At 61.7% G+C, this 26,429-nt stretch carries 18 protein-coding genes; 11 read left to right on the top strand and 7 right to left on the bottom strand.

Annotated elements, in window-relative coordinates; genetic code table 11:
- The first annotated feature begins 60 nt into the window (after positions 1-60).
- The gene (gene murJ, locus ACZ48V_RS03320; RefSeq protein WP_464541573.1) at positions 61-1,794 is read left to right on the top strand and encodes a murein biosynthesis integral membrane protein MurJ; all 1,734 of its coding nucleotides are present in this window, start codon (positions 61-63) and stop codon (positions 1,792-1,794) included.
- A gap of 100 nt (positions 1,795-1,894) precedes the next feature.
- Positions 1,895-2,926, top strand: a complete 1,032-nt coding sequence (rfbB, locus tag ACZ48V_RS03315) for a dTDP-glucose 4,6-dehydratase (RefSeq protein ID WP_464541571.1) — start codon at positions 1,895-1,897, stop codon at positions 2,924-2,926.
- 375 nt (positions 2,927-3,301) lie between these two features.
- Here the strand turns inward: rfbB and ACZ48V_RS03310 are convergent, their stop codons facing one another.
- Complete coding sequence (locus tag ACZ48V_RS03310) at positions 3,302-4,465, bottom strand: hypothetical protein (RefSeq protein WP_464541569.1); 1,164 nt, start codon at positions 4,463-4,465, stop codon at positions 3,302-3,304.
- A gap of 148 nt (positions 4,466-4,613) precedes the next feature.
- Between ACZ48V_RS03310 and ACZ48V_RS03305 the strand changes: the two genes are divergently transcribed.
- From ACZ48V_RS03305 to ACZ48V_RS03285, 5 genes are all read left to right on the top strand, one after another.
- Positions 4,614-5,279 carry a haloacid dehalogenase type II gene (locus ACZ48V_RS03305; RefSeq protein WP_464541567.1) on the top strand — a complete coding sequence of 222 codons (666 nt, stop codon included), beginning with the start codon at positions 4,614-4,616 and terminating at the stop codon, positions 5,277-5,279.
- Positions 5,280-5,424: 145 nt separating this feature from the next.
- Positions 5,425-5,859, top strand: a complete 435-nt coding sequence (locus ACZ48V_RS03300) for a DsrE family protein (RefSeq protein ID WP_464541565.1) — start codon at positions 5,425-5,427, stop codon at positions 5,857-5,859.
- A 223-nt stretch (positions 5,860-6,082) separates the two neighbouring features.
- Complete coding sequence (locus tag ACZ48V_RS03295) at positions 6,083-6,457, top strand: Mth938-like domain-containing protein (RefSeq protein WP_464541563.1); 375 nt, start codon at positions 6,083-6,085, stop codon at positions 6,455-6,457.
- Between the two features lie 166 nt (positions 6,458-6,623).
- Positions 6,624-7,952, top strand: coding sequence for an AAA family ATPase (locus tag ACZ48V_RS03290; RefSeq protein WP_464541561.1), 1,329 nt, complete (start codon positions 6,624-6,626; stop codon positions 7,950-7,952).
- Entirely contained in the window at positions 7,927-8,604 is a 678-nt protein-coding gene (locus ACZ48V_RS03285; RefSeq protein ID WP_464541560.1) for a retron system putative HNH endonuclease, read from the top strand. The genes ACZ48V_RS03290 and ACZ48V_RS03285 overlap by 26 nt, the downstream gene beginning before the upstream one ends.
- Positions 8,605-8,787: 183 nt before the next feature.
- Here ACZ48V_RS03285 and ACZ48V_RS03280 read toward each other — a convergent pair whose 3' ends face one another.
- From ACZ48V_RS03280 to ACZ48V_RS03270, 3 genes are all read right to left on the bottom strand, one after another.
- Positions 8,788-10,890, bottom strand: coding sequence for a S9 family peptidase (locus tag ACZ48V_RS03280; protein WP_464541558.1), 2,103 nt, complete (start codon positions 10,888-10,890; stop codon positions 8,788-8,790).
- A gap of 124 nt (positions 10,891-11,014) precedes the next feature.
- Positions 11,015-12,370, bottom strand: a complete 1,356-nt coding sequence (locus ACZ48V_RS03275; protein WP_464541557.1) for an MFS transporter — start codon at positions 12,368-12,370, stop codon at positions 11,015-11,017.
- A 303-nt stretch (positions 12,371-12,673) separates the two neighbouring features.
- Entirely contained in the window at positions 12,674-12,895 is a 222-nt protein-coding gene (locus ACZ48V_RS03270; protein ID WP_464541556.1) for a putative signal transducing protein, read from the bottom strand.
- Positions 12,896-13,066: 171 nt separating this feature from the next.
- Between ACZ48V_RS03270 and ACZ48V_RS03265 the strand changes: the two genes are divergently transcribed.
- On the top strand, positions 13,067-13,450 hold the full coding sequence (locus ACZ48V_RS03265; RefSeq protein WP_464541554.1) for a hypothetical protein: 384 nt from the start codon (positions 13,067-13,069) through the stop codon (positions 13,448-13,450).
- A 73-nt stretch (positions 13,451-13,523) separates the two neighbouring features.
- Here ACZ48V_RS03265 and ACZ48V_RS03260 read toward each other — a convergent pair whose 3' ends face one another.
- Entirely contained in the window at positions 13,524-16,802 is a 3,279-nt protein-coding gene (locus tag ACZ48V_RS03260; RefSeq protein WP_464541553.1) for a S41 family peptidase, read from the bottom strand.
- Positions 16,803-17,157: 355 nt separating this feature from the next.
- On the opposite strand from ACZ48V_RS03260, the gene ACZ48V_RS03255 reads away from it, so the two are divergent.
- Positions 17,158-19,743: a zinc-dependent metalloprotease gene (locus tag ACZ48V_RS03255; RefSeq protein ID WP_464541551.1), complete on the top strand. Its 2,586-nt coding sequence runs from the start codon at positions 17,158-17,160 to the stop codon at positions 19,741-19,743.
- A 457-nt stretch (positions 19,744-20,200) separates the two neighbouring features.
- Here the strand turns inward: ACZ48V_RS03255 and pabB are convergent, their stop codons facing one another.
- Positions 20,201-22,051 carry an aminodeoxychorismate synthase component I gene (gene pabB, locus ACZ48V_RS03250; protein WP_464541549.1) on the bottom strand — a complete coding sequence of 617 codons (1,851 nt, stop codon included), beginning with the start codon at positions 22,049-22,051 and terminating at the stop codon, positions 20,201-20,203.
- A 126-nt stretch (positions 22,052-22,177) separates the two neighbouring features.
- On the opposite strand from pabB, the gene ACZ48V_RS03245 reads away from it, so the two are divergent.
- Positions 22,178-23,494, top strand: a complete 1,317-nt coding sequence (locus tag ACZ48V_RS03245; RefSeq protein WP_464541547.1) for an AI-2E family transporter — start codon at positions 22,178-22,180, stop codon at positions 23,492-23,494.
- 41 nt (positions 23,495-23,535) lie between these two features.
- Here the strand turns inward: ACZ48V_RS03245 and ACZ48V_RS03240 are convergent, their stop codons facing one another.
- Complete coding sequence (locus ACZ48V_RS03240; RefSeq protein WP_464541546.1) at positions 23,536-24,699, bottom strand: hypothetical protein; 1,164 nt, start codon at positions 24,697-24,699, stop codon at positions 23,536-23,538.
- Between the two features lie 295 nt (positions 24,700-24,994).
- Here ACZ48V_RS03240 and ACZ48V_RS03235 point away from each other — a divergent pair, with 295 nt between their 5' ends.
- Positions 24,995-26,290 carry an APC family permease gene (locus ACZ48V_RS03235; protein ID WP_464541544.1) on the top strand — a complete coding sequence of 432 codons (1,296 nt, stop codon included), beginning with the start codon at positions 24,995-24,997 and terminating at the stop codon, positions 26,288-26,290.
- The last annotated feature ends 139 nt before the right edge of the window (positions 26,291-26,429 follow it).

Genomic DNA, 26,429 nt, shown 5'->3' with positions numbered 1-26,429 from the left:
TAAACGTAATGCGCCTGCACACACCCGGCCCGCTTCTGCTCGCTCTAAACACCCTGTTTCATGTCTGCTGACGAGGCCCCACCGTCTGCCCCTGATGGGTCTCCAGGGGAGGCTCCCGATGCCGACGACCAGTCCAGCGACGCGTCGCCATCGTCCAGCGCAGCGGGGGTAGTCGCGCTGGGCATCTTCGTGAGCAAGATCCTGGGCCTGCTGCGTGAGCGCGCCGTAGCATTCTACTTTGGCGTGGGTGCCCATGCCGATGTGTGGCAGGTGGCCTTTCGCGCGCCCAACCTGCTGCAGAACCTGCTGGGCGAGGGCACCATCTCGGCGGCGTTTATTCCTGTCTACAGCCGCCTGATCGACGAAGACCGCCCCGAAGCCGCCGCCCGCTTTGCCGGGGCCATCTTCGGACTCCTCTGTGTGGTGGTCGGGCTCGTTGTGCTGGCAGGCATTGCATTGGCTGAACCAGTCGTGGCCGTGCTCGCTCCTGGCTATCTGGGGGATGCGGAGCGCGTGGCAGCAGGCACCCTCAGCATCAACCGGTTCGAGTTGGCCGTGCAGGCCGTGCGCATCATCTTCCCGATGGCGGGCATTCTGGTGCTCTCGGCGTGGGCCCTTGGCATCCTCAACAGCCACCGCCAGTTCTTCGTGCCGTACGTGGCCCCAGCGCTCTGGAACGTCGCCATCATCGGTGCGCTCATCGGCGGTGCCTACGCCCTCAGTGGCATGCCCGGCGCCCCCGACGGACTCACCAGCGACGCGCTCTCGCAGCTTTTGCTTATCGCCTGCTTCGGGGCCATAGGAGGCGGACTCCTCCAGTTTGGCATCCAGCTGCCGTTTGTATGGCAGCACCTCGACCGGCTCTACCTCTCGATCTCGACCCGCGTTGAGGGCGTACGCGAGGCCATCCGGGCGTTTGGGCCGGTCGTGGCCGGACGTGGCGTAGCGCAGATCTCGGGCTACATCGATCTGTTTCTGGCCTCGCTCCTCGCTGTGGGCGCGCAGAGCGCCGTGCGATACGCCCAGATCTTCTACCTGCTGCCCGTCAGCCTCTTCGGCATCTCCGTAGCCGCCTCTGAGCTGCCCGAGCTCTCACGCCTCACCGTCGAGCGCGCCAAGACCTTCGGCACGCGCATGCGCCGCTCGATCCACCAGATCGCTTTTCTCACCATCCCCACCGTCGTGGGCTATCTCTGCTTCGGGTTTCTGGTAGTGGGCCTGCTCCTGCGCACCGGTCAGTTCGATGCGCAGAGCAACTGGCTTGTTTACATCGTGCTGGGGGGATACGCACTGGGCATTCTGGCGACCACCGTGTCGCGCCTCTTGCAAAACGCCTTCTACGCCCTGGGCGATGCCACAACCCCCGCCCGGCTGGCGGTGGTGCGCGTGGTGATCTCAACCGCGATCGCGGTGCCGCTTATGCTCTGGCTGGATACAACCGCCGTGCCCGACCTGATACCCGTCGCGACCGACAACCCGCTCTTTCTGGGCGCGCTTGGACTCAGCGTGGGGGCCAGCGTGGGCGCCTGGGTTGAGTTTATCCTGCTTCGCCGCACGCTTCGCGCTCACCTGCCCGCCCTTTCGCTCGTGGACGGGCGCACTATGGCGACGCTCACCGGACTCGCGATCGCGTCGGCACTTCCGGCACTTGGCGTATGGGGACTCCTCGCCGGCGCGTCCATCTGGGCCGTGGCTCCCCTCGTAGGAGGCACGTACATCGTGGTGTACCTGGGCAGCGCATGGCTCCTGGGCCGCCCGGAACTGATGGCATGGGTCGACCGGTTTGTGGGGTGATGTGCGAAGGGCTGTTTGGGAGACGCAGCGGTGGAGACGCAGCGGCACTGCGTCTCCACGTCAACAAATACGCTAACCTTTGAATCTGATTTGCATTTTTATGTCTGATGCGTTGCTTGTAACAGGCGGATGCGGGTTTATCGGGTCGGCGCTGGTGCGCCACCTGCTGGATGCCACCGACCATTCCCTCGTTACGGTGGATGCCCTCACATACGCGGGCGACCCGCGCAACCTGGGCCCCGCCCGTTCGCATCCCCGACATACGCTCGTCGAGGCCGACATCGCCGACACCGAAGCGATGCAGGCGGTGTTCGAAACGCACCAGCCTGCAGGGGTGCTCCACCTGGCCGCCGAATCGCACGTCGACCGCTCCATCGACGGACCCGCTCCGTTCGTAACAACCAACGTGCAAGGCACAGTAAGCCTGCTCGAAGCCGCTCTCGCACACTACGAGTCGCTCGACGCCGAGGCGCAATCGCGCTTCCGGTTTGTGCATATCTCCACCGATGAGGTGTTCGGACAGTTGGGCGATGCAGGACGCTTCCAACCAGACTCGCCCTACGCACCGCGCTCGCCCTATGCCGCCAGCAAGGCCGCCTCCGACCACTTCGTGCGCGCCTGGCACCACACCTACGGACTCCCCACCCTCATCACTAACGGTTCTAACACCTACGGCCCCCGCCAGTACCCCGAAAAGCTGATTCCGGTGGTGCTGCGCAGCGCGCTGAACGGCGACCCCATTCCCGTCTATGGCGACGGCACCAACGTGCGCGACTGGATCTACGTGGACGACCATGCGCGGGCTCTGCATCACGCCTATGCCCATGGCACGCCCGGCGAAACGTACCTGGTAGGCGGCGGACGCGAACTGCGCAACATCGAACTGGTGCACATGCTCTGCGGCCTGTTGGATGCGAAACACCCGCGCTCCGGCGATGGCTCCTACGCCGACCTCATCACGTTCGTCGACGACCGGGCGGGACACGACTACCGCTACGCGCTCGACGCCTCGGCCACCCGCGAGGGGCTCGACTGGCAACCCACTACCGATTTCCACACCGGACTTACGCAGACGGTGCAGTGGTATCTGGACCACCCCGAACGGTTGGAGCCCGAGGTACATCCCGCATAGTAAGCAAAAACAGCTGTAGACAGTCTAACAGAGCGCCCTGACCGCAGGGAAAAAGTGCTTTTAGAGTGCACGCGACGGGCATAGCCTGGAGCACGCCGAACCATCTCCTCGGCGCTCAGCAGCTACAGTCGAGTGGGCAGCCTCCTTTATCTCGCTGTCATCCCGACGTCCCCGGCGGAGGGATCGCAACGCCTGCCGCCAGCCCATCTGACACCGCGCACAAGAACCCCCCCCCGCTCTCCTTCAAAGAGAACACGCGGAAACAGAAGGACGCGGAGCATCGCGACGAGGACGCAAGGAAGGGGTGCGTTCAGTATGGAAGGCCTCGTACCGTCACAGCGTACCGTCACAGCGTGCTGTGGCAAACCAGCACCACTACGGCAGGTAAATATTTAGCCGGATGTACGTATCGTACTGGGTGCGGCGCTGCACGGCCCCCACCTGCTGCCAGCGCTCCTGGCGCAGGCGCAGTCGCACGTCGAACCGAAAGTTTTCGTGGAAGCGCCAGTAGTAGCGAGCCTCCGTCATCCAGTCGTTCGGGCGGAAGTCGGTCGAGATGAGCCAGTGCGGACTGTTCAGGCCGCCTTGCACTGCAAACGAGTGGGCCCCGCCTACGTCGAGCAGATTGAGCGAGGCCTGCAGTCCGATCGGGTCCAGCGTAGCATTCGGATCCAGACCGAGCACCTCATTCGAAAGCGGCGTCGGCACCCACCCCACCTCGGCCGCTACGGCGACACGCGCCTCGTCTCCGATGGCCCGCTCGGCCATGCTGTGAAGCGACACCGCCACGTACGTCTTCTCGCGATCCGGCCCCGTGGGCGCGGCCGCCGGAAGCACGCTCACATGCAGTCCGTGATGCACGAGCGGACCGACCGGGCGCGTGCTCTCGACCAGCCCAAACCCCCCGATGCTGCTCCCTGACGCGGTGAACCGTAGCGGACTTCGGAAGGCCGTGGTGGGCGGACTTGGCGTGTGAAAGGCTGCCACGTGTGCGGTTTCGTGCGATGTGAAGCGGTGCTGCACATGCACGCCGTCGGTCCACTGCACAGCAATGTTCGACCCGTCGTTGCGATGCAGTGCGCGCCCCATCAGATCGGGCAGGCCCAGCCCCAGGCGCAGGCGCCCCGCATCCACCTGCCACTGCTTGTTAGGCTGCCAGCGCGCAAACAGCCCGTCGATCCCAATGTCGCCCGCCGTATAGCCCCCGCTTCCCGGATAGTAGCCGGGTCCACGCACGATCCACCCGGACTGCGTGGAGGCAAAGCGGATGGCCCCCGAGCCGTGTAGGCTCCCCCATGGTACCGGCTGCCAGGACGTGCGCACACGGAACCGTCCCGACAGCGAATGATCGTCGATGTCCGCGCCGTCGCGCGCCTCTCCCCAGGTGCCGTAATAGCCGGTGCGCAGATGCGAACTTACGCTCCAATCGCTCTGTGCCCACACGGCTTGCGTCCCACTGCTTGCAAGCAGAGCCCCGACACACACAATGAGAACGATGAAGTAGCGCCAGAAGAGACGATAGGGTGCAGCGACTGTCATGTGCTACCAATTATTTGTCAACATGGAGAGCTACATGGCAGTGTGCAGAAATAGCGCATGAAAGAAAAGTCGCATCCCACAAAGCCTTTATGTATTTTCGAGAGGTGTATTTTTGAGCACATGCTCTTCTCGTGACCCTCTTGCTACCATGGTGCCCACGCTCGTATTCGACGTCAACGAAACGCTGCTCGACCTTAGTGCCCTCGACGCGCCGTTCGACGCTGCCTTTGACACGCCCAACGTACGCACCGAATGGTTTGCTCAGGTACTGCAGTCTGCGCTGGTTACAACCGTGCTGGATACGTATGCCGACTTCAGTCAGATTGGCAATGCCGCACTCACAATGGTAGCCGCCCGCCACGACAGAGCGCTCTCGGAGGCGGAGCGTCGTGCCATTCTCGACACCGTGCGCCGGCTCCCTCCGCACCCAGATGTCCCCGACGCCCTGGAACGCCTGGCCGCTGCCGACCTGCGGCTGGCGGCCCTCAGCAACGGAGCCCCCGATGTACTTCACGTTCAGCTCGACCACGCCAGACTCACCCCGTTCTTCGACGAGATCCTCTCTGCACATGCCGTCCGCCGCCTGAAGCCCGCCCCCGACCCATACCACATGGCCATGGATGTGCTGGGGGTGTCCGCCTGCGACATGGGGTTTGTGGCCGCCCACACGTGGGATGTGGCCGGCGCTATGCGCGCAGGCTGCCCGGCTACGCTCCTCCTTCGCAGCGGCGTCGTCCCCGACCCGCTCTCCGCCCCCCCCGACTACACTGCAACCGACCTGCACGACCTGGCCGATCGGCTGCTTGCAGTATAGCAGCTACCGGTCTGTTGTAGAACAGGTGGATGCGATCCGGCTTCCTTTTCACACCAATCATAGCCAGATCCGGCAACTTATATGCAGGCATAGGAATAGAATACTTGTAACTACAAGCATTCTTCCTCAGCTTATCCTGCCCCCCATGCGATATTTTGCTTTCTGCGCAACTCTTGTTGCCGGTCTCTTCCTCGGATCGATGACCACAGCCCAGGCCAACGACCCCGACGAGCTGTTCGTGGTTGTCACCTCCGACGACGCCCAGACCCAGATGATGGCGATGGTGCTCGCCAACCAATCCCTCAACCAGGGTGCCTCGGTGCGCGTGCTTCTCTGCGGCGACGGCGGACGCCTCGCCCTGGCTAACGAGGAGTTCCCGGTCTTTCAGCCTGCCGACCGCACCCCACAGCAGCTCTTGCAGCGCCTGCTCAACGAGGGCAGCACCGTTGAGGTCTGCGCGATCTACCTGCCTAACACCGATGCCGACGCGTCGGACCTGATCGAAGGCATCGGCACCGCCCAGCCGCCCGCCATCGCTGAGCACATGATGAAGCCCTCCGTACGGTACTTCACGTTTTAGCAAACCGCTTTGATAGAAGCGGATTACTGGGATCTGTCTCTGTATCTCAGCTACCAATTCCGTGCCGATGTGTAGCATGCCTGCACATCGGCACGTTTGGTTGTAGGCGTGCAATAGTTCGGAGAGGAGGCGAAACGTGTGTGGCCCCCGCGAATCCTTTGCGGCGTCCGGCCGGTTTTTGTAGCAACGGCGACGATCTGTTAGACAGTGCAACACACGCATTATGGCTACGCACAGAGCACCATCAATCACGTCTGTTTCGTGGGGCAGCGTTACCGTTGAGGGCTTCCCCGAACCGTTCAAAGATGCAAAGCTGTATCCGGGCGGCGCGCGGGGGTGGGACTGGAACGAGACGGGCACTTCGCATTCGCCCGGCATTCAGCCCGCCGATGTGCGCGAACTCCTCGACCACGGCGCCGAAGCGGTCGTTCTCGCGCAGGGCTTCCACGAGCGTCTGCAAGTGAAAGACGAGACGCTCGCTTTTCTTGAAGAAGAAGGCATCAATGTGCACGTTTTAGACACCGAACTGGCCGTGCAGCGCTACAACGAACTGTGCACCGAACAGCCCACCGGCGCGCTGATTCATTCGACGTGTTGAAGGGGGGCTTCTTGGCATGCAGGATGTTTATCTACTGATATGTTCTAACGCGTTACCCTGGAGCAAAACCAGCACGCTGGAAACTACTAACCATGACATGAGTGGATTTGACCTGACCCTACAGGGCATCTTTTAACGATGGCTTACTCCGAACTGGACGGACATCATGCGTCTTGACACACTCCGCGTTCGAAACTTTCGCTGTTTTGCCGATCATGAATTTGATATCAGTCCGTACTTCAATGTGCTGATTGGTGAAAATGGAACCGGGAAAAGTGCGTTGCTCAAAGCCGCACGTATTGCGATCGCGAGTTGGTTTTTGGGGATCAAGGATCGTCATGCCGTTGGAATCCGAAACGACGACGTACGTATGGTGGGGCGCGCCTTCGATGCCGGAGAGTTTACTTTCGAAGAGCAGTGGCCAGTTACTGTTGAAGCACGCGGAACGGTTTCCACTGACGGATCGAATGGAACCGAATACCCACTTGTATGGAGCCGCTCGCTAAATGGCCCCCATGGAAAAACAACGCGGAAAGATGCAGCGCCTATTCGGGAATGCGCTGAAGAAGCGGACCGACGCGTGCGGGAAGGAGATAACGTAACACTTCCTGTATTAGCCTACTATAGCACATCCCGGTTGTACCTTGAGCCGCGTCGTACGCAACGCCGCAAGACAACGCCTGACAAAAAGCATCTGTCGCGCTTTGTAGGATACCGCGATTGTATCGATAAGCGGCTCGATACAAAAGCATTGGAGGCTTGGATGAAACGCCAAAGCCTCATCGCGTGGGAAGAGGGCAGTTCCTCTACCTTATATCGCCTTGTGCGCGCAGCAATCACTCAAATGGTGGAGGATGCAACCGACCTCCGCTATTCTCCCCAGCGCGAAGAAGTGGTAGTCGTATTTGGCGGAACCGAGGTCTATCCGCTGGACTACTTGAGTGATGGACAACGCACGACTCTTACTCTCGTTGGCGACCTGGCTACGCGGATGGCGCGCTTAAACCCTCATCTGGGAGAGAAGGCGCTTTCTGAAACGCCCGGCGTTGTGCTCATCGACGAGCTCGATCTGCACTTGCATCCAACGTGGCAGCGCCATATCGTTCGAGACTTCCGGCGCACATTTCCGCAAGTCCAGTTCATTACGACAACGCACTCCCCCCAAATCATCAGTGAAGTGGATCCCTCTGCACTTACCCATCTGAAGCGGACGTCACAGGGAATTGAGGTGCATCGCCCCGAGCAGGCATATGGACTGGATAGTAACTGGATTCTGGAGTCGCTCATGGATACGACAGAGCGCCCTGCCGATGCAAAAGATCAAATAAAGCGCGTTGAAAATGCACTTCATGTAGGCGATCTTGAGACTGCGCGTCAGCAGTTGAAAAAACTCCGCACCCTACTCCACGGCGACGATCCCGACGTCGTACGTCTTGAATCGAGCATTATGAACCTCCGTTCTCTGGCCGATGAAGCAGATCCAGAAAGCCCCTGAGCCGACTGACCTTACTGAATGGCGCAATCAGTACAGCAACGACCCCAACTTCGGATACGATCTCATTGACTCGGGGCTTCGCGCTACAATACAGCAGGCACTTCTCGATGAACAAGGCCGCATTGATGCATACACCGAACAGCGCATCTGGGAAGATTCTAGCCACATCGAGCACCTGAAAGCGCAAACGCATTGCACGCCTGATGAAGAGGTCAGTTACACCAATATGGTGGCGTGCTATCCGGAACCCAACACGAAATCAGAAACACTTTATGGGGCGGTCTACAAAGAGACATGGCCTCCTCCCAGAGACAAAGCTCTGTTTGTATCTCCGCTTTCAAACCATTGTGAACAGCGGCTTTGCTATAATGAAGACGGATCCGTTGAGGCTACATCTGACGACGACATAGCGGCTCAAACAACGATTCGACAACTCAACCTAAATCACAAAACTCTTTGCTCATACCGGCGCAGCGCTGTGCGAGGCACTCTCGGACCAAACTACTCGCTCTCGTATCGCAAAGCTAAGATTCGGCTTCGACGCTTGAAACGGGAAAGCGGTTCTGAAATCACACCGTTCTATTCAGCGATCAAACAAGCTCTTGAGGATCACATTCAGAGATTAGAGTACATTCGACAGCAAAATAGCTGATATGCTCTTGCGTATTTCTTAAACGGAGATGCGCAATCGAGCCCCCCTCCCCAACAGATAAGCCTGCAGCCGTCCGGGAGTAATTCCCCGATGGCTGCAGGCCCTGCTGCCGAAATGCGATCTCTCGACCCGAAGGCGGGAGCCGTGCGCATCCCCTAAACTATGTCCCAATCAGATCGCCTACTACTCCGCCAGCCAGTGGTCGAACCAGCTGCGCAGGCGCTCCATGCGGTCGACTAAGAGCCATGGTTCGCCGGTGCGCGAGAGGCCATGCGAGGAGCGCGGGTAGCGCACAAACTCCACCGGCACCTCTTGCTTGATGAGCGACATAAACCACTGTTCGCCCTCGGGCATCGGTGTGCGGTAGTCCTCTTCGCTATGGATGATCAGCGTGGGCGCTTCGACGTTCTCGACGTAGCTGAGCGGCGAGATCTCGCGGTACAGGTCGCGCTCTTCCCACGGGTAGCCGAAGAACTCCCACTCCATCAGGCCCTGCGCGTCGGAGGTGCCGTACATGCTCTCCCAGTTAGAGATCGAGCGGCTCGTAACGGCTGCGGCAAAGCGGTCGGGGAAGCGGGCGGTGAGCCAGTTGGTCATGTAGCCGCCGTAGCTGCCGCCGGATACGCCAATGCGCTCCGGATCGATGGCGTCGTACTCGTCAAGCACCGCATCGATGCCCGTCATGAAATCCTCCTCATCCATCAGGCCCCATTCGCCCTGGGTCGCGTACATGAAGTCATGTCCGTAGGCCGAGGAGCCGCGCGGGTTTGGGTAGAAGACGAACATGCCGGAGCCCGACAGCGCGTGGAACGTCTGGAACCAGGTGTTGCCGTACGCCGCGTGCGGACCGCCGTGGATCTTGAGCACCATCGGGTATGATTCATCGGGATCGTAGTTGGCAGGTTTGATGACCCAGCCCTCGATTTCGGTACCGTCTTCGACGGTCCATGTGATCGGTTCGGCGGGCTGTACGGTGCGATCGGCCATCCACTCTTCGTTGAAGGCGGTAAGCTGCGTTTCATCGGAGCCGTCGGGACGGGCGATGAACACTTCGGCAGGCGTCACCGCATCGGTAGCGGTGTAGGCCATCCAGTTGTCTGCATCGTCGGGGGAGATGCTACCGAGGCGGCGCGCCCCGTCGGTAACCTGCTCTACCGATCCGCCGGTGGCGTTTACAGCAAAGAGATGCGCGTCGCCCCGGGTCTGCGCGGAAAAGCGCACCTGCGTGCCGTCAGCACTCCAGTGCGGGCTGCCGGGGCGCAGGTCCCACGCGGGTGTCAGGTTCTGCGGTTCGCTGCTGGCAGTCCCGTTGCCGTTTAGCGCCACGCGGTGGATGTTCGTTGGGGCGCCGCGCTCCGCCGTGTGCTGAAACGCCAGGTGCGCGCCGTCGGGAGCAACGGCGGGACTGCTCTGTCCGCCTTCCATCTCCAGCAGCAGTTCGGGCGTGTCGCTGTCGGCGTGCAGCACGTAGAGGTTGGCGGTCGGCTCCATGCTAAACGGGTCGTCTTCATCCGGGTCGCCCACGAAGTAGATGGTTTCGCCGTCGGGGTGCCACGTTACGTTGCGCACGTGGTAGGGCAGGTCGGTGCGCACGACCGGGTCGCCGCCCTCGGCATCCACCACATGCAGCTGTCGCTTGTCGCGGTGCTCGGGGTGGGGAAGCCAGTCGGAGGTGCCGTCGCGCTTGTAGTTCATGTAGGTGATGACGTGTCCGTCGAAGCGCGTGGTGTCGAGGGTGGATGTGATAGCATCCGGCGCGATGTGTTCGGCCTCGTCGCCATTCAGGCCATTCTCTTCCTCAGCCTCCAGATCATCGTCGGGGGCACGCACGAACGCGATCTGGCTGCCGTCGGGGCTCCACACGGGCGGACGATCGACGCCTTCAATCTGAAAGGCCTCGCCCCCGGGGGCGGTTACCCGCAGAAAGCGAATGGTGTTGGGGTCGTCGCCCCGCTGCGACTGAATCGCCAGCACGTCGCCATCGGGCGACCAGCGCGGATTAAAGGACTGCACGCTCGCATCCGTAAACCGAAATGGTTCACCATCGGGCGTGCCGTCTACGAGTTCCTGCATCCAGACGGTGCGGTGGCGGGTGTTATCGGCCTCCTTGCGATCGGTGCGGGTGAAGGCGAGCAGCGAGCCATCGGGCGAGAGCGCCACCTGGCTAACGCCAACGGTGTGGTAGTAGTCGGCGGGCTGAATACCGTCTTGGGCCCACGCGTGCGGCGCGAGGAGCACCCAGGCACCCAGTATAGCGGCGAGGGCACAGTAGCGAAGTAAGGACATACGTGGCGTCGAAGGCTTATTAGCGAAGGACAAGCAAGTATATGTAAATAAACGAAGCCTCGTGGCAAACTGCGAACCCGTGTTACGAAGCCAGGCTGCGCTGTTATCGGTGAACGGGCTTTATTTACTGGCTGGAGCCGGCCGTATCGTCGACCTGGGTGGCATCACTATCGTCAGCCTTTACATCGGAGGGCAGTTCCTCGGCCATGCGTATCCCCTCGTCCTCATCGACGCGGAGCAGCAGCGTGCCCCCCACGATGAAGAAGAATAGCACCGTGGTGATGCCGATCCGCTGACTCGCAAAGACCGAGGTAAACCACCCCAGCAAGAGCGGGCCCATAAACGCGGTCAACTTGCCCGAGAAGGCGAAGAACCCGAAGAACTCGTTCTCTTTCGTAGGCGGCGTAAAGCGTGCCATCAGCGAACGGCTTGAGGCCTGATTGGGACCTACGAGCAGCCCGAGCAGGATGCCTGCCACCCAGAACCACGTCTCGGTCGGAGCCAGGGCCGCCAGGATCACCGCCCCTGAAATCCCCACAATGCTGATGAGGATTGTCGGCTTGGCCCCGATCCAGTCGTCGATGTAGCCAAACGCAAACGCGCCCAGTCCCGCTGCCACATTGAGCGCAATGCCAAAGATAATGATCTCCTCGGTGGTGAATCCGAAGGTGCCAGCGGCGTAGATGCCGCCAAACGCGAAGATCGTCACGATCCCGTCGTTATAGAAGAAGCGCGCCGCCAGCAGCCAGAACGTATTCTTGTAGCGCCGAATCGACTGAAAGGTAGACTTCAGCTGTCTGTTGGTAGCACGGATCAGTCCATCGTTGTCGTCACCGTCGAACAGGCCTCGCTTCGGCTCGGGCACGACCAGAAAGAGTGGAATTGCAAACACGGCATACCACACCGCCACCAGCAGATTCGTAGCGCGGATGTGCTGTCCGGTGTCGGGGTTCATCCCGAAGAGCGGCGGCTCTGGAAACACAAACACAAACAGCGCCACGATCAATCCGAGTAGCCCGCCGATGTAGCCCACAAACCAGCCGATCCCCGATACGCGCCCCATATTTTTCGACGAGGCGATCTCCGGCAGAAAGGCGTTGTAGAAGACATACGAGATCTCAAACGCCACGTTGGCCACCACGAACACCGAAAGCGCAAAGAGCACCTCGCCCTCGGTCGGAAAGTAGAGCGCCACCGATCCGGCGATGCAGACCACGGTCGCCACAAACAGAAACCGCTTGCGATAGCCCCCGCGATCGGCCATAGCCCCGAGATAGGGCGACAGTCCGGCCACCAGGATCGCCGAAATGGCCACCGCCCACGACCATTGCGTGGTGCCTGTTACCGAGTCGGTCGCAATCACCTCGGTGAAGAACGTGGCATAGACGAACGTAACAACCAGTGTGGTAAAGGTCTGGTTCGCAAAGTCATAGAGCGACCAGGCCCCCACCACGCGGCGATCTAACGAGGAATCGGACACAGGCAGATAATGCGCTTAAACAGGTAGCGTACGGGATGCGGAGCGGCGTGCCTGTATGATAGGGCACACGCGGCCCCCGAACAACCCACTTCTCAGCCACCAAGGCCGTGTAGGCGCGCCGCAGGCGCCCCAGGCAGAACCTGGATGCTATCTCGCCCGCGAAATCGCATCCAGGTGTTGATGCGAAGACGAGAGGCTGCACCTGCGCGAGTTCTAAGAGCCTGATACGGACAGATCGCTCCCGTAGGCGCCCCTATACCCTACAGCACTGGCTTTTGCGCCCCGCATCCCCCTGACTCTTGCTCATTCCTCCATCAGATCGGCCAGCACCTCGCGTGCCTCGTCTTCAAACCCGGCAGGCACCTGCACTTTCACGCCGCCGGCTTTCCGCGAAAAGAACATCGTGAGGCCGGTCATGTCTTCGTGGATGATGCGGCACGGGATGTCTGCGTCTTCGAGCTGCATCCGGGCAAAGTGGGCGTTGTGCGGGGCGTTGAACTGCGCGATGGTAACGAGGTCGGCCATGGACGGCGGGACGGCAAATTGCGTGGCAGGCGGCGCTGCGCTATACTTGGCAGCGTCTTGATGCTTGCATACGTCCGATCTGCAATGCCCGTTCGCTGCATGCTGCTGTCAACCCAGAAACCATTCAGCCAGAAACTATTCAGGGGGAGGCGCAGCCCTCTCCTTTGCCTCGTGCTCGGCCTCGTACTTGGCGGCTGCGCGCTTTCGGAGCCCACCAGCGAGCAGCTCATGATGCGCACCGCGCCCGTCAACCCGGAGGAGCGTCGCGCGCAGCGCCGTCTGCTGCACCCTTCGGCGGACCACGGGTGGGGCATGAGCCTGGGCACCTACTGGCAGCGGCTGCGGCTGCAGCTCGGCGAGTATGTAGGCGATGCCGACGCCGCATCGTTTCGGCAGCGCACCGCAGGCGGACGCCTCTTCGTGCGTACGCCCGCTCTCAGCCGGGGGGAGAACAGTCAGCTGCACGTTACGCTCATCAGCCGGGTGGGCGTTGAAACGGAGTTTAACACAATGGTTGTTGGCATCGGCGCCCGGCTCACCGTGCATGTGCCGTAGGGGACAAAGCCCCCACAGGCCGACTCATGCTCCAAATACAAAATGCGGTTGTTTAGACCGGTGTTCTGGCGCCCTACTGGTTACTACGGGGGGCACGTACAGGCGGGGCCGGCTCTTCGATGATCGGATCGTCTTCTGGCAGAAGCATCATGGCTTCCTCAATCGCCCGATCGAGCTGCGGGTCGCCGCCCTCGATGACCTCACGCGGGGTCTGCACCACCGGGATGTCAGGCGCAACGCCCTCGTTCTCGACGGCCCAGTTGCCATCCAGATCCAGAAAGCCGCCGCGTGGCACGGTAAAGAACCCGCCATCGATGAGGGGCGGCGTATCCCAGATGCCTACGAGTCCGCCCCAGGTGCGACGCCCTACGATGGGCCCGACCTCCATGCGCCGAAACATGTAGGGCAGCAGGTCGCCACCCGAGCCTGCGGCTTCGTTAGCGATCATCACCTTCGGCCCCCACACGCCAGCGCCCGGCGTGGTGAAGGGCGTGCGGTCGCCAATGGGATTGTTAAAGAAGCCATGCAGCTCACGGGCCATGATGTCGACCATGTAGTCGGCAGCCGATCCCCCTCCGTTGAAGCGCTCGTCAATCACCATGCCGCTACGATCTTGCTGCGCAAAGTAGTAGCGGTTGAACGACTCGTAACCAGCCTGAGCGGTGTTGGGCACATACACGTAGCCAAGCGCTCCGTCGGACTGCTCTTCGACGTAGCGGCGGTTGTCTTCCACCCAGGCACGGGTGCGCAATCCGGCTTCGCTTGCCACGGGCTCTACGGTGATTTCGCGGGCGCCCTCTGTAGTGGGCTCGTCATTGATAAGCAGCGCAATAGGGCGGCCTACGGTGCCCTCAAAGGGTGCGTACGGATTCATGTCGGTGGTCAGCGCTCGGCCTTCCACAGCAAGGATGTAGTCGCCCGCCCCCACGTCTATTCCAGGGGTGCGCAGCGGCGCATTCAGTCCCGGATTCCACTGCTCGCCGTCGTAGATGCGTTCGATGCGGTAGCGGTCGCCATCGGCCACGAGGTCAGCGCCCAGCAGTCCGGTGCCAGGGCCATCGCCGTCGGGAATGTCGCCGCCGCCGACGTAGGTGTGGCCGAGTGAGAGCTCACCGATCATGAGCGCCAGCACGTAGTTGAGGTCGGCGCGGTGGTGCACGTGGTCGAGCCACGGCTCGTACAAGGCGCGCACCTCGTCCCAGTCGGCGCCGTGATAGTTATCCACGTAGAGATAGTCGCGGTTGAAGCGCCAGGCATCGTCGAAGAGCTGCTGCCACTCAGCCCGCGGGTTGACCTGCATCTGCAGGCCCGACAGGTCGATCGCCCCGTCGCCCGGCGAAGGCGGCTGTGCAGTGGGCACAATGCCCCACTGTCCCATGGCCTGGTAGAGCACCTGCTCGCCCGAGTGCGACACGTCAAACTGCGTTACCCCTTCCAGGAAGGGCTGCGCCTCGCGCGCATCCAACTGGTACTGGTGGATGCGCAGGCCAGGCTGGTTCGGCACCGCCTCGCCAATGAAGAGCGTCCCGGCCGATCCTGCAGCAAGGCTCATATACGGACGCTCGGGCAGGTCGAGCGCAAGGGTCCGCTGGCCGAGCCCCTCTGGGTCGATGCGGACGTCGACTTCGTCGTCGTTTCCTGCCTCGGCATCGGCGGCGGCTTCTTCGTCGCTGCGGGGCTGAAGCGGCGAGGGTTCATCGCGTGCAAGCACGGTCACGTACACGCCCCGGTCGAGCGGGTCGTCGTAGGCGCTCATGTCGAGCCAGCCGGTGCTGAGTCCGTAGTTGGTGCTGGCCATGAAGTAGAGATACTTGCCGCTCGCATCCCACACCGGATGTACCGCATCGGCCATGCCGTCGCTCATCGCGATGCGCTCATCGTCGTTCAGCGAGTAGGCGTATACGGTGCGGAACTGGCTATCGAGGCGCTTCGCGTAGGCGATCCATTCGCCATCGGGCGACCACGACGGGTTGAGCGAGCGTTCGGGATGCGCGTAGAGGTCGTTATCGACACGCGTCAGGTCTTCGGATTCGACGTTGAGAAGCCAGAGGGTACGGTCGGCATCGGTGAAGAGCAGGTGCTCGCTGTTGGGTGACCACTGCGGATGGTAGTAGAACGACGCCTCAGGCAGGTCGATGGTGCGCAGATCCCCGCGTCCGTCTTGCGGAGCAATCTTGAGCGCGTACTCGCCATTGCGATCCGAGAACCACGCGATCTGGCTGCCGTCGGGCGACCAGGCGGGGTAGCGGTCGGCTGCGCCCGAGGCGTTCGAGATGTTGCGCCACGAGCCGTGCTCGGCCGGCACCGTAAAGATTTCGCCGCGTGCCTCAAACACCGCCCGTACGCCGTTGGGCGAAATGCCTGCGTTCATCACGTTTGCCTGCACGCCCGTCCAGTGCGGCTGTGTCCACGGCAGGTCGCCGCGTACCGTCACCGTAAGCGGCGTATGCGCGTCGCGCTCCAGGTCGTAGCGATGCAGGTAGCCGCCCTGCTCGTAGACGAGCGTGGTGCCGTCTACATCAAGCGCTTTCACGTCGAAGTCGCTGTGCGTGGTGAGCTGCGTGAGGGTTTCGGTGTTCAGGTCATATGCATACACGTTCATGACCATGTCGTCGGCCCGGTCTGAAAGGAAGTAGACCGTGTCGCCTGCCCAGACCGGGGCGGTGTCGACCGTTTCCTCATACGGCAGCTCGGTATGCTCATAGGTATCCATATCCAGAATCCAGATCGGATGCACCTGCCCGCCCCGGTAGCCGCGCCAGTGGTCTTGCCAGCGCGAGATGGGCTGATAGACAAAGCGTTCGCCGTCGGGACTGAACCCGCCCACGTCGCCCCGCGGAATGGGGAGCGGTTCGGGAGTAGCTTCTTCGGTATCGATCGTCCAGAAGCGCTGGTACGACGATGGCGCGGCGTCGCGTCCCGAGGCAAACACGACGCGGGTGCCGTCGGGCGCCCAGCCCTGCACGGCGTCGGTGCCCGGGTGGTAGGTCAGGCGCTCGGGTGTACCTCCGGCGAGCGGCACCACGTAGACATCCGTCTGGCCATTATAGCGCCCTGAGAACGCGACATGCTCGCCATCGGGTGACAGGTGCGGGTGAGACGCCACGCCCTGGAAGCTGGTGATGCGCTCTGCGTCGCCGCCATTCGTGGTGGTGCGCCAGATCTCACCGGCATGGGCAAAGACAACGGTCTCGCCATGCACGCTGGGCGCCTGCAGCAGGCGGGTGCCGCGGTCGTCGGGCGACTGGGCCGTGGCGACCCATGGCAGGACAAGCAGGAGGAGCGCGCCGACAAGCAGGCCGCGGGGCGCGGTCCAGGTCGGAGATCCGGTCGAAGATGAGGCGGTTCGCATAGAGGGATACAGCGGTTAGTTGGTCGACGATGAGGAGTGAGCAACGTGGAAAGCTGGGTGGCGGCTTGGGTGGCAGGGCTCGGGTGGCGGGGGCCAAATGGCAGAGACCGGTCGAAAGAGCAGAGGACGTTGCTCCATACCGTGCGTATACCATACACACTACAGCGCACTTTTTCAACTGTTGGGATGCGGCGACCCGGCTCTTACGCGAGCATACGCTTTTCTCTGAGGCAAGGATTTCCTATTTGCAACATCCACGTGTCATTCATAGCAGCGCGTGTGCATCCGCCTGCCTATTTTATATATTGTATAGCTACCGATTCTTTTGTTACAGCCTCACAGACCTGCTCGCCTTATGCCTGCTGCTTCCCGTTTTATTTCCATGGTAGCGCTTCTCGCGCTGCTGATGGCCGGATGTGCGCCACGTGGCGTGACGACCAACGACACGCCCGACGCCCCCTCCGAGCCCACCTCCGACATTGACGAAGCCGTGGAAGCGGCGGAGGAGTTGGAGGGCCTCTTCACGCTCTATCGCGACACGACCGATGGCTCGCTGCAGATGCTGATCCGCGAAGATCAGCTCGACCAGGAGTATATCTACTTCACGTTCACGCAAGACGGAGCCCCCGTAGCGGGGCACTTTCGCGGTCAGTTTCGCGACAACGAAGTGTTCGCTATCAAGCGGTACTACGACCGTATCGAGTTTGAGAAGGTAAACACCTCGTTCTTCTTCGATCCGGATAATGCGCTGAGCCGTGCCTCCGAGGCGAACATCACGCCGGCGCGCCTGGCCTCGCAGGAGATCGTGGCTCAAGACACGACCGGTGGCGGACGCTATCTCATCAGCGCAGATGAGCTTTTCTTGAGCGAGGCGCTGCATCAGGTAAAGCCAACGCCCTCGCCGCTGCAGCGTCCGGGTAGCTTTTCGCTGGGCAGTCTGAACGGCAGCAAAACGCGCTACCAGAGCGTCAAGAACTTCCCCGAGAATACCGACCTTACGGTAGAGTACGTGTACGACAACCCGCTCCCGCAGTCCGGTGGCGGAAGCGCCGTGACCGACGCCCGGTCGGTCGGCATTATCGTGCAGCACAGCCTCATCGAGATGCCCGACAACGACTACACGCCGCGCTTCGACGATCCGCGGGTGGGCTACTTCATGCAGCAGGTCGATGACCAGACCTCGACAAGCGCTACGCCCTACCGTGACATGATCAACCGATGGCACCTGGTGAAGGAAGATCCGGAGGCGGAGCGCTCGGCGCCGGTTGAGCCTATCGTGTGGTGGATTGAAAACACCACGCCCGAGGAGATCCGCCCGATCATTCGAGACGCAACCCTCGCCTGGAACCAGGCTTTCGAAGCCGCCGGGTTTGAGAACGCGATCGAGGTGAAGGTGCAGCCTGATAGCGCGGACTGGGAAGCGGGCGACATTCGCTACAACGTGCTGCGGTGGACGTCTTCGCCCACGCCGCCCTTTGGCGGCTACGGCCCGAGCTTTGTGAACCCCCGCACCGGGCAGATCATCGGCTCCGACGTCATGCTTGAGTTCGTCTACCTCACCAACCGGATCCGTCAGCAGGATCTCTTCGACGCGGCTGCCCTGCCCGACTGGGCGCAGCAGTCGCTCACCGAGCTTCACGCGCACGATGCCGAAGCGGGCCACACGCCGCACGACGGCTGCACGCTGGGCACCACCATGCAGCAGAATCTGCTTACCGGACTGCAGGTGCTGCACGCGCAGGATGCGTCGGAGCTGCAGATCACCGATTACTTTGAGCAAGCGCTCTACTACCTGATTCTCCACGAAGTGGGCCACACGCTTGGCCTTAACCACAACATGCAGGCGCACAACCTGCTCTCGCCCGAGGAGCTGAAAGACCCGCAGGCGATCGCCGAGAACGGCCTCATCGGGTCGGTAATGGACTACCCTGCCGTGCACCTGACCGATAACATCGATGCGCAAGAGACCTACTACATCGACCATCCGGGTCCGTACGACACGTGGGCTATTCAGTTTGGATACGACCCGTCGCTCGATGACGACGACCGGATGACCGCACACCTGAACCGCTCCACCGAGCCGGAGCTGGCCTTCGGCAACGACGCCGACGACATGCGCAGTCCGGGCAAGGCGATCGACCCGCGCGTTATGATCAATACCATATCGAGCGACCCGGTCGCGTATGCCGAGGAGCGCTTCGGAATTCTGTCGGAGACGATGGCCTCGCTGCTCGACAAGTACGACGAGCCCGGCGGCTCGTACGAGCCGCTCCGCAACGCCTACCTGATCCTGACGGGTGAGATGGGCAGCGCCGTGAACGCGGCCTCGCGCTTCATCGGCGGCGTCTATCGCGAACGCGCCATGATCGGACAGCCCGGCGCTACGCAGCCGTTTACGCCGGTGCCACGCGCCGAGCAAGAGGCGGCGCTCGACCTGCTGCGCACGCACCTGTTTGCTCCCGATGCGTTCGATATTCCGAACGAGATCTATAATCATCTGCAGCAGCAGCGGCGCGGGTTCAACTTCTTTGGTAGCTCCGAAGACCCGAAGATCCACGCCCGCGCGCTCAGCATGCAGCGCATGGTCCTCGCGCACATTCTGCACCCCGATGTGCTCACTCGCATGACGGATGCTCGCCTCTACGGCAATACCTATCCGCTGGCCGAGTATATGGATGATCTTACGATGGCGATCTTCGAAGACGACGCCCCAGGGAACGTGAACACGTTCCGCCAGAACCTGCAGGTAGAGTACGTGCGCGGCCTCTCGGCGGTGCTCGACGAAGACACCAACACGTCGTACGACTATGTAGCCCGCTCTGCGGCGCTACGTAGCCTGCAGCAGGTCGACGACCTCATTGCAGGCAAGTCGGACGTGAACGCAGAAACGCAGGCCCACACCGCCCACCTGCGTCATCTGATCGAGAAGGCGCTTGACTAAGAACCTGTTTGGGTTTTGGTTTGCAGGCGAGAGCGAACGCCGCTGCAGCGAAAATTGGACCTCGATGGAGGTTCGTAGTGAGACTACGGGCCAACATCGGGGCCCAATTTGCACCAGGGGCATGACCTTCGGCCCCAGCCCAGCGGAGCCGATCGCAGCGCCCCGACCACAGGGAGGAAGTACTCCTGGGGTGCCCAAATTAAGAAATCAAAACAGGTTCTAAGCCTGACGCTGCTTTTAGGCAGCCCACGCCGTTACAGCTCATGCTGCTTAAGCATCCGCCCGCTTCCTCACTGAGAGGGGGCGGGCGTTTTTTTGTGGTGTGTCTTTTCGGAGAGAGGCAGCTCCCAGCCCTGTACGCTTCGTTGACGGGTGGGGAGATAGACGGGTGGGCGATTTAACGAGCATAGTACCCCTCTCGCCTGCCCCCGAACTCGGGGTCTGTCGAATGCACAGGCTACAGCGCCTCTACCGTTTCCGGCTCCACCCATTGCGCGGATCGCCACCCACGCACGGCATTGCAGCAGTAGATCGCGTCGGCCCTGCGCAGATCTTCGACGGTAAGCGGTTGGATCCGCACGTCGGTACGGGTGTCGATCACGTGGGCCCGGTAGACGCCCCCCAGCAGCCCGCTCGACCGCGGGGGCGTGTAAAGCGTGCCCTCGCGTTCGATGAAGACGTTGCTGCGCACGCCCTCGGTGATGTATCCTTCGGTGGACTGTAGCAGCGCTTCATCGCAGTTGTGGGCCCGTGCGAAGGCAGCAGCCTCGTCGTATGGCGTGCGGGCCGTCGTTTTGTGATGCAGCCGTATGTCGCCGGGAGCAACCCGAACAGGACTCAGCGTAAGCCGCCACGGACGATCGGGCGCCGGGTCGAGCGGGCGGGTGGTGCTCTGCCATGTGCCCTGGGGGCCGAGGGTGCCACGTACCATGTGAGGCGCGTCGGGCAGCGCCGCGCAGGTAGCGGCAATCGCTTCGCGCACCGCATCAAGGTCGACGGGAATCTCGAAGTAGCGCGACGACGCCGCAAGCCGGTGCAAATGGCGGTCGAGCAGCGAGATGTCTGCTCCGTCGTAGCGCATCGTTTCGATGAGCGTGGGGCGCGTCAGCGGGGCAGGGTCGCCCGCATCCACCAGAAACCGGGCCTTGAGCTTGCACTCTGCGTACTCGGCGTCGGCATCGGAATCCCACACGAGCCCGCCCCCGGTGCCCATACGGGCGCCCTGCGGACCGATCTCGACGGTTCGGATGGCAACGCTAAATGCTGCATTCTCGTTGGGTCCGGCCCACCCGATGGCGCCGCAGTACACCCCGCGCGGAGCCGGCTCCAGCGTGCGGATGATGCGCATGGCACGCAGCTTCGGCGCGCCCACGACCGACCCGCACGGAAAGAGCGCCCCAAACAGATCGGGAAGCGCGATGCCGGCCTGCAAGCGCCCCTCGATCGTAGAGGTCATCTGCAACACCGTCGGATGCCGCTCTACCGCAAACAGCTCGGGCACGCGCACCGACCCCGGCGTACAGCATACCGACAGGTCGTTACGGAGCAGATCCACAATCATCAGGTTTTCGGCCTGCGTTTTAGCATCGGCCTTCAGTGCCGAGATGGCTTGCTCGTCGGCCTCGGCGGTGGGCGGGCGCGCGGCGGTCCCTTTCATAGGGCGCGTTATCACACGCTCGCCCGTGCGGCGAATAAAGAGTTCGGGGGAGGCGGAGAGCACGGTTCGCGTGCCGGTTTCGATGTATGCCGCGTACGGCACGGGCTGCTGGCGGCGCATGTGTGCGTAGAGCGCCACCGGATCGTCTGGCACGTCGAGATCGACCGGTCCGGTAAGGTTGATCTGGTAGACATCGCCCGCGTGGATGTGCTGCTTGACCGCCTGGAACGCCTCGCGGTAGTCTGCCTCCGGCCAGCCAAACCGGGCATGCTGGGGCGAACGCGGTGCTACGTCGTCCCACGCCGTATGCGCCGCCGCTGCGGGCCACACCTGGGGCGCATCGTATACCCCCAGCCACACCAGCGGCCCATCGTCTTCATCGTGCGGGGGCGCAGCCGCCCGGATCGACGGGTCGAGCGCGTAGCCTGCTTCGTACGCCACGTATCCGGCCACGTACTGCCCCTGGTCGAGCGCCTCTTGCGCACAACGTAGCGCCTGTGGCACTTCAGCATATGTCGATGCGTTACACACCGTCACCGGGTCGGTGAAGAGCCAGGTGTGCTCGTTTTCAGAATCGGAGCGGGCCGTGTCGAGCAGCACCGTACCCGGACGGCGCAGCACTGCCGGATCGAAGGGGGCCGTGTTTGGCATGTGATGGTAAGGGGGGTAACAGGACCTCTACGCGTTTTCTCTGTGTACCTGTGCCCACGCCGTGTGCTCCCTCTGGCTCTGGCGCTATGTGTAACTTGCTCCTCTGTTCTGGTGGATACGCACCTTATGTCTACTGCTGAACCGGCTTCCTCGTCTTCGCCCGAACCATCCCCCTCCGAATCGGAGTCTACCGATGACGGCGCGTCGTCTGGCACCTGGTTAAGTAATACCCGCACGCACGAGATCATCTTGCTGATTGGCGGGCTTGCACTCTTGCTCGTCATGCTCTACGAGATGGAGTTTCCGCGGCCCGGCTCATTCTTGAGCCCGCCACTGGTTGCACTGGCCGGTGCGCTTCTGCTGTGGCCCGTACGTCACAAGTCATCGGCCCGTGCGCTGCTGTTGTCCGGCGGCGTGCTGCTGCTGATCTGGGCGATCCTGCGTGCAAGCACCATCCTCATTCCGTTTGTAGCGGTCTACCTGTTGGCCTACCTGCTGCACCCCATCGTCACACGCATCGACCGTCGCTACCGGATTCCGCGCTGGGTCTCATCGATGGCGGTGACCACACTGGTCGTAGGGCTCTTCATCACCAGCATCGTGCTCATCGTACCCAACATTGTAGACCAGGTCGACCGGCTGTCGCGTCAGTCGCTGGGGGCGCTGGAGGCCCTGCGAACGTGGCTGGCGACCTCGCCGGTTGTGGGCGAACTGGAAGGCGCCGGAGTGATTGATCGGGAGGTTATCATCCGCGAGGTAACCGACTTTGTGCAGCGGCAGGCACGCCGCCTCCCCAGCGCGCTCGAAGAGGTGCTGGCTTCGCTCGGATCTGTGCTGGGGCTGGTTACAATACTGGCGCTGGTACCAGTTATCTTGTTTTACACGCTCAAGGACTACCCCTTCATCCGCGACGGACTGGTCAGCCTCTTTCCGACCGCTAACGGACGCCGCGACTATATTGTGGAGGCCGGTGGCATTGTCGGTACCTACCTGCGTGGACAGCTGATTATCAGCCTCATTGCAGCGGTTAACGTGTCGATTGCGCTGGTGCTTTTGGGCGTGCCGTTCTGGCTGTTGATTGGCTTGCTGACGGGCGTGCTCAATTTCATTCCCCGACTTGGCGCTATCGTGAGCATGGTGATTGGCGGACTCGTAGCGCTGACCTTCGGCGGGGTCATGGATATGGTAATCGTGCTGGTCGCCATCCTTCTGCAGCAACTGCTGGAGCAGTCGTTCCTGACGCCAAAAATCTTAAGCTACCAGATGGGCTTGCATCCAGTGCTCATCGTGTTTGCCCTGCTGGTGTTCGGTACGTTCATGGGGATATTCGGGCTGCTGATCGCCGTGCCGGCCACCGCTATCCTCGTCACCATCTACCGCGCCTGGCGCGAAGAGCTCACGCTTGAGCTGCGTGAGTATGGCAGCATGCGTGATGCGTCGTAAGCAGGGTGTGTCGTGGCACGATGCATCGTAGCGCGTTTTCTCTACTCGGAGTCTGAGAACGCACGGAGCACGTAGTCGATGTCGCCCTCGTTCATCCGCTGCTCAAGGTACAGGAAGCCCTGGGGCGTTGGCCCCACGATGGGAGCATCGGTCTGGGTTGCTTCCGGATCAATGTCGATGCGTTCGCATGCCTCCGCCTCGCCCGCATCTTCGAAACGATGCACATGCAGGTAGCGGTCAAAGGTATCCAGTTCGGCATTGGGATTCGGACGACCGTCCTGGACAAGGGGCGGGTCGTACGTGACACGCCCATGCTTGAGAATAGCAAGGATGGTGTTGTCGGTTGCAACGGTTCGATAGCTGCTACTACTTTCCATCCCAAACGCCAGCGCCGCGAACGGATCGGCATTTAGCCCGTCCTGACCATCCACATTGAGCGCGCCAAGTCGAAACGCTGGGTCGTCTATCGCAAGCCTGTCAGCCGTTTCTGAGGCAAGGTCGTATCGCTGCAGGGCAGACACGCTCGGATCCATGAACAGCAGGTGGTCGCCAGAGTGCGCAAGCGTTCCGCTTCCCGATTGCATATGCAGCGCCACACGCTCTATCGTCGCCGCCTCATTCATTCCCAGGTCAACCTCTTCGCGCAGCTCGGTATCCCAGGCGCGCACAAACGGCTTTCGCGCCCCGCTCTGATACGTATACACCACGCTATCACTGATCACGAAGTCCGACACCGACCATGTAATGCCGCTAAACTCGTCAACCGGCGCTCCATCGGTGCGATACACAATGATCTTCATACCACCAGCGCCTCCGCTGGCAACATCGCCGCCTCGCACCTGAACGGACTGCCCCCCGTCCCACACTGCAATGTTTTCCCCGTGGGCACGAACGATCGACGGGTTTCCGTACTCAAAGGGCCCCTGCCCCGGGTCTCCCAGCTGACGGATAAACGTACCGTCCTCCTCAAAAAGAAACACACCCGGATCTCCTGTCACAACGGCGAGCTGTCTGTTCGGCAACATCGTTGCGCTCTGGATTGGGCCGAGGAGCTGCTCCGATTGGTCGAGCACGATGTCTCGCGTATCCAGGAAGTGATCGGTGCACTGGGCGGATGCGACGAGCGGGCTCCCTGTCAATAATATTGCGATGAGCACGCCTTGTATGACAAGGGCATGGACGTACGACGTATATGATATGGACATGGAAGACTGTGTGCAGCGGAGAAATAGATAGAATAGCCTGTATCACACAAAGTATACACGGTCGCTCTCGCATGTGCAAGCAGGACTTCATGTGCAAGCAGTACTGATAGACATGACATACAAATCTAACGTTGCTACAGGACGCGGTTGGGCAGGAAGGCTTGCGCAATGCAGGAAACCCCTTTGTGGGCTACGCGGCCTGGCCTTGACATGCATGAGCACGAATGAACTTCTCATTGCCGCTATCCGTGTGCCGTTTCGCGACCTCATCGATCTCTCCTGAATCTACTTCGCCATGCCCGCCTCCAATAATTCCCCCCGTCTCATCCGAGCCATTGGCGTTCCCGGCGCCGTGCTCCTTGGACTTGGGTCCATGGTCGGCACCGGCGTGTTTGTCAGCATCGGCATTGCCGCGGGGATTACCGGGCCGGCGGTGATGCTGGCCATTGCGCTGGCGGCGTGTGTGGCCTCTTGCAACGCGTTTAGCAGCGCGCAGCTGGCCGCCAACCATCCGGTAAGTGGCGGCACGTACGAGTACGGATACAAATACCTTTCAGCCCCTTTCGGATTTACCGCAGGCTGGATGTACCTCGCGGCAAAGAGCGCCTCGGCAGCCACCGCGGCCCTCGGGTTTGCGGGGTACCTGCTCGGCGCGCTGGGGGGACCTACCGGGTGGCTGGTGCCGGTTGCCCTGGCGGCGATCGTCGTTCTTACTGGCGTGGTGCTCAGTGGCATCCGGCGCTCTAACTGGACGAACATGGCGATCGTATCGGTCACGCTGGCTACGCTTGCCTATTTCGTGATTGGCGGCACCACAACAACCGTTTCTACCGAGGGCACCGCGCAATTCTTCGATCCGTTTTTCGATCCGGCCGAAGACGAGGGCATGCTCGCCTCGCTGTTCCATGCAACAGCCCTGATGTTTGTGGCTTTTACGGGATACGGGCGCATTGCCACCCTGGGCGAGGAGGTACAGAATCCCCGCCGTACCATTCCCCGTGCTATTGTGATTACGATGGTGGTGGTCACGCTGCTGTACGTCGGCGTGGCCGCTACAGGCGTGGCTGCAATTGGAGCCAGTGGGCTCGGTGCTGCGACCGATGCCGCGTCTCCACTCGAAGCAGCCGTGCAGGCGCTGGCGCTGCCGGGCGGCACCGCAATTATCACCATTGGGGCTTGCACCGCCATGCTCGGCGTGCTCCTGAACCTGCTGCTGGGCCTCTCGCGCGTGCTCCTGGCGATGGGACGCCGTGGCGATATGCCCGAAGCCACTACCCGCCTCAACGCATCCCACACCACGCCTACCGTAGCCACACTCGCTATCGGAGCGCTCATCTTCGGACTGGCGCTGATTGGTGATGTGCGCACCACCTGGACGTTCAGCGCGTTCACTGTCCTTATCTACTACGCACTCACTAACCTGTCGGCGCTTCAACTCTCAGCGACAGACCGGCTCTACCCGCCGGTGGTGGCGTGGGGCGGCCTGCTTGGCTGTCTGGGACTGGCCTTCTGGGTCGAGCCTATCATCTGGGGGAGCGGCCTCGCACTGATCGCTGTAGGACTTGTATGGCATTACGTGGCGCAGCGGTGATCGGCAGCGGAAAGTCAGCGCAGATGGATAAGATAGCAATCTTCTGAGCGCAACGACTCCTCGTTGCACTTCGCTGGTTGCTCCGCCACCAGGAGTCCCTTGTCTCCTGACCGGTACGCGCGTGGTCAGGTCGTGTGGT

The organism is Longimonas haloalkaliphila (assembly GCF_055379825.1).
The sequence above is the reverse complement of the archived record's forward strand: the minus strand, read 5'-3'. Positions and strand labels throughout refer to the sequence as shown.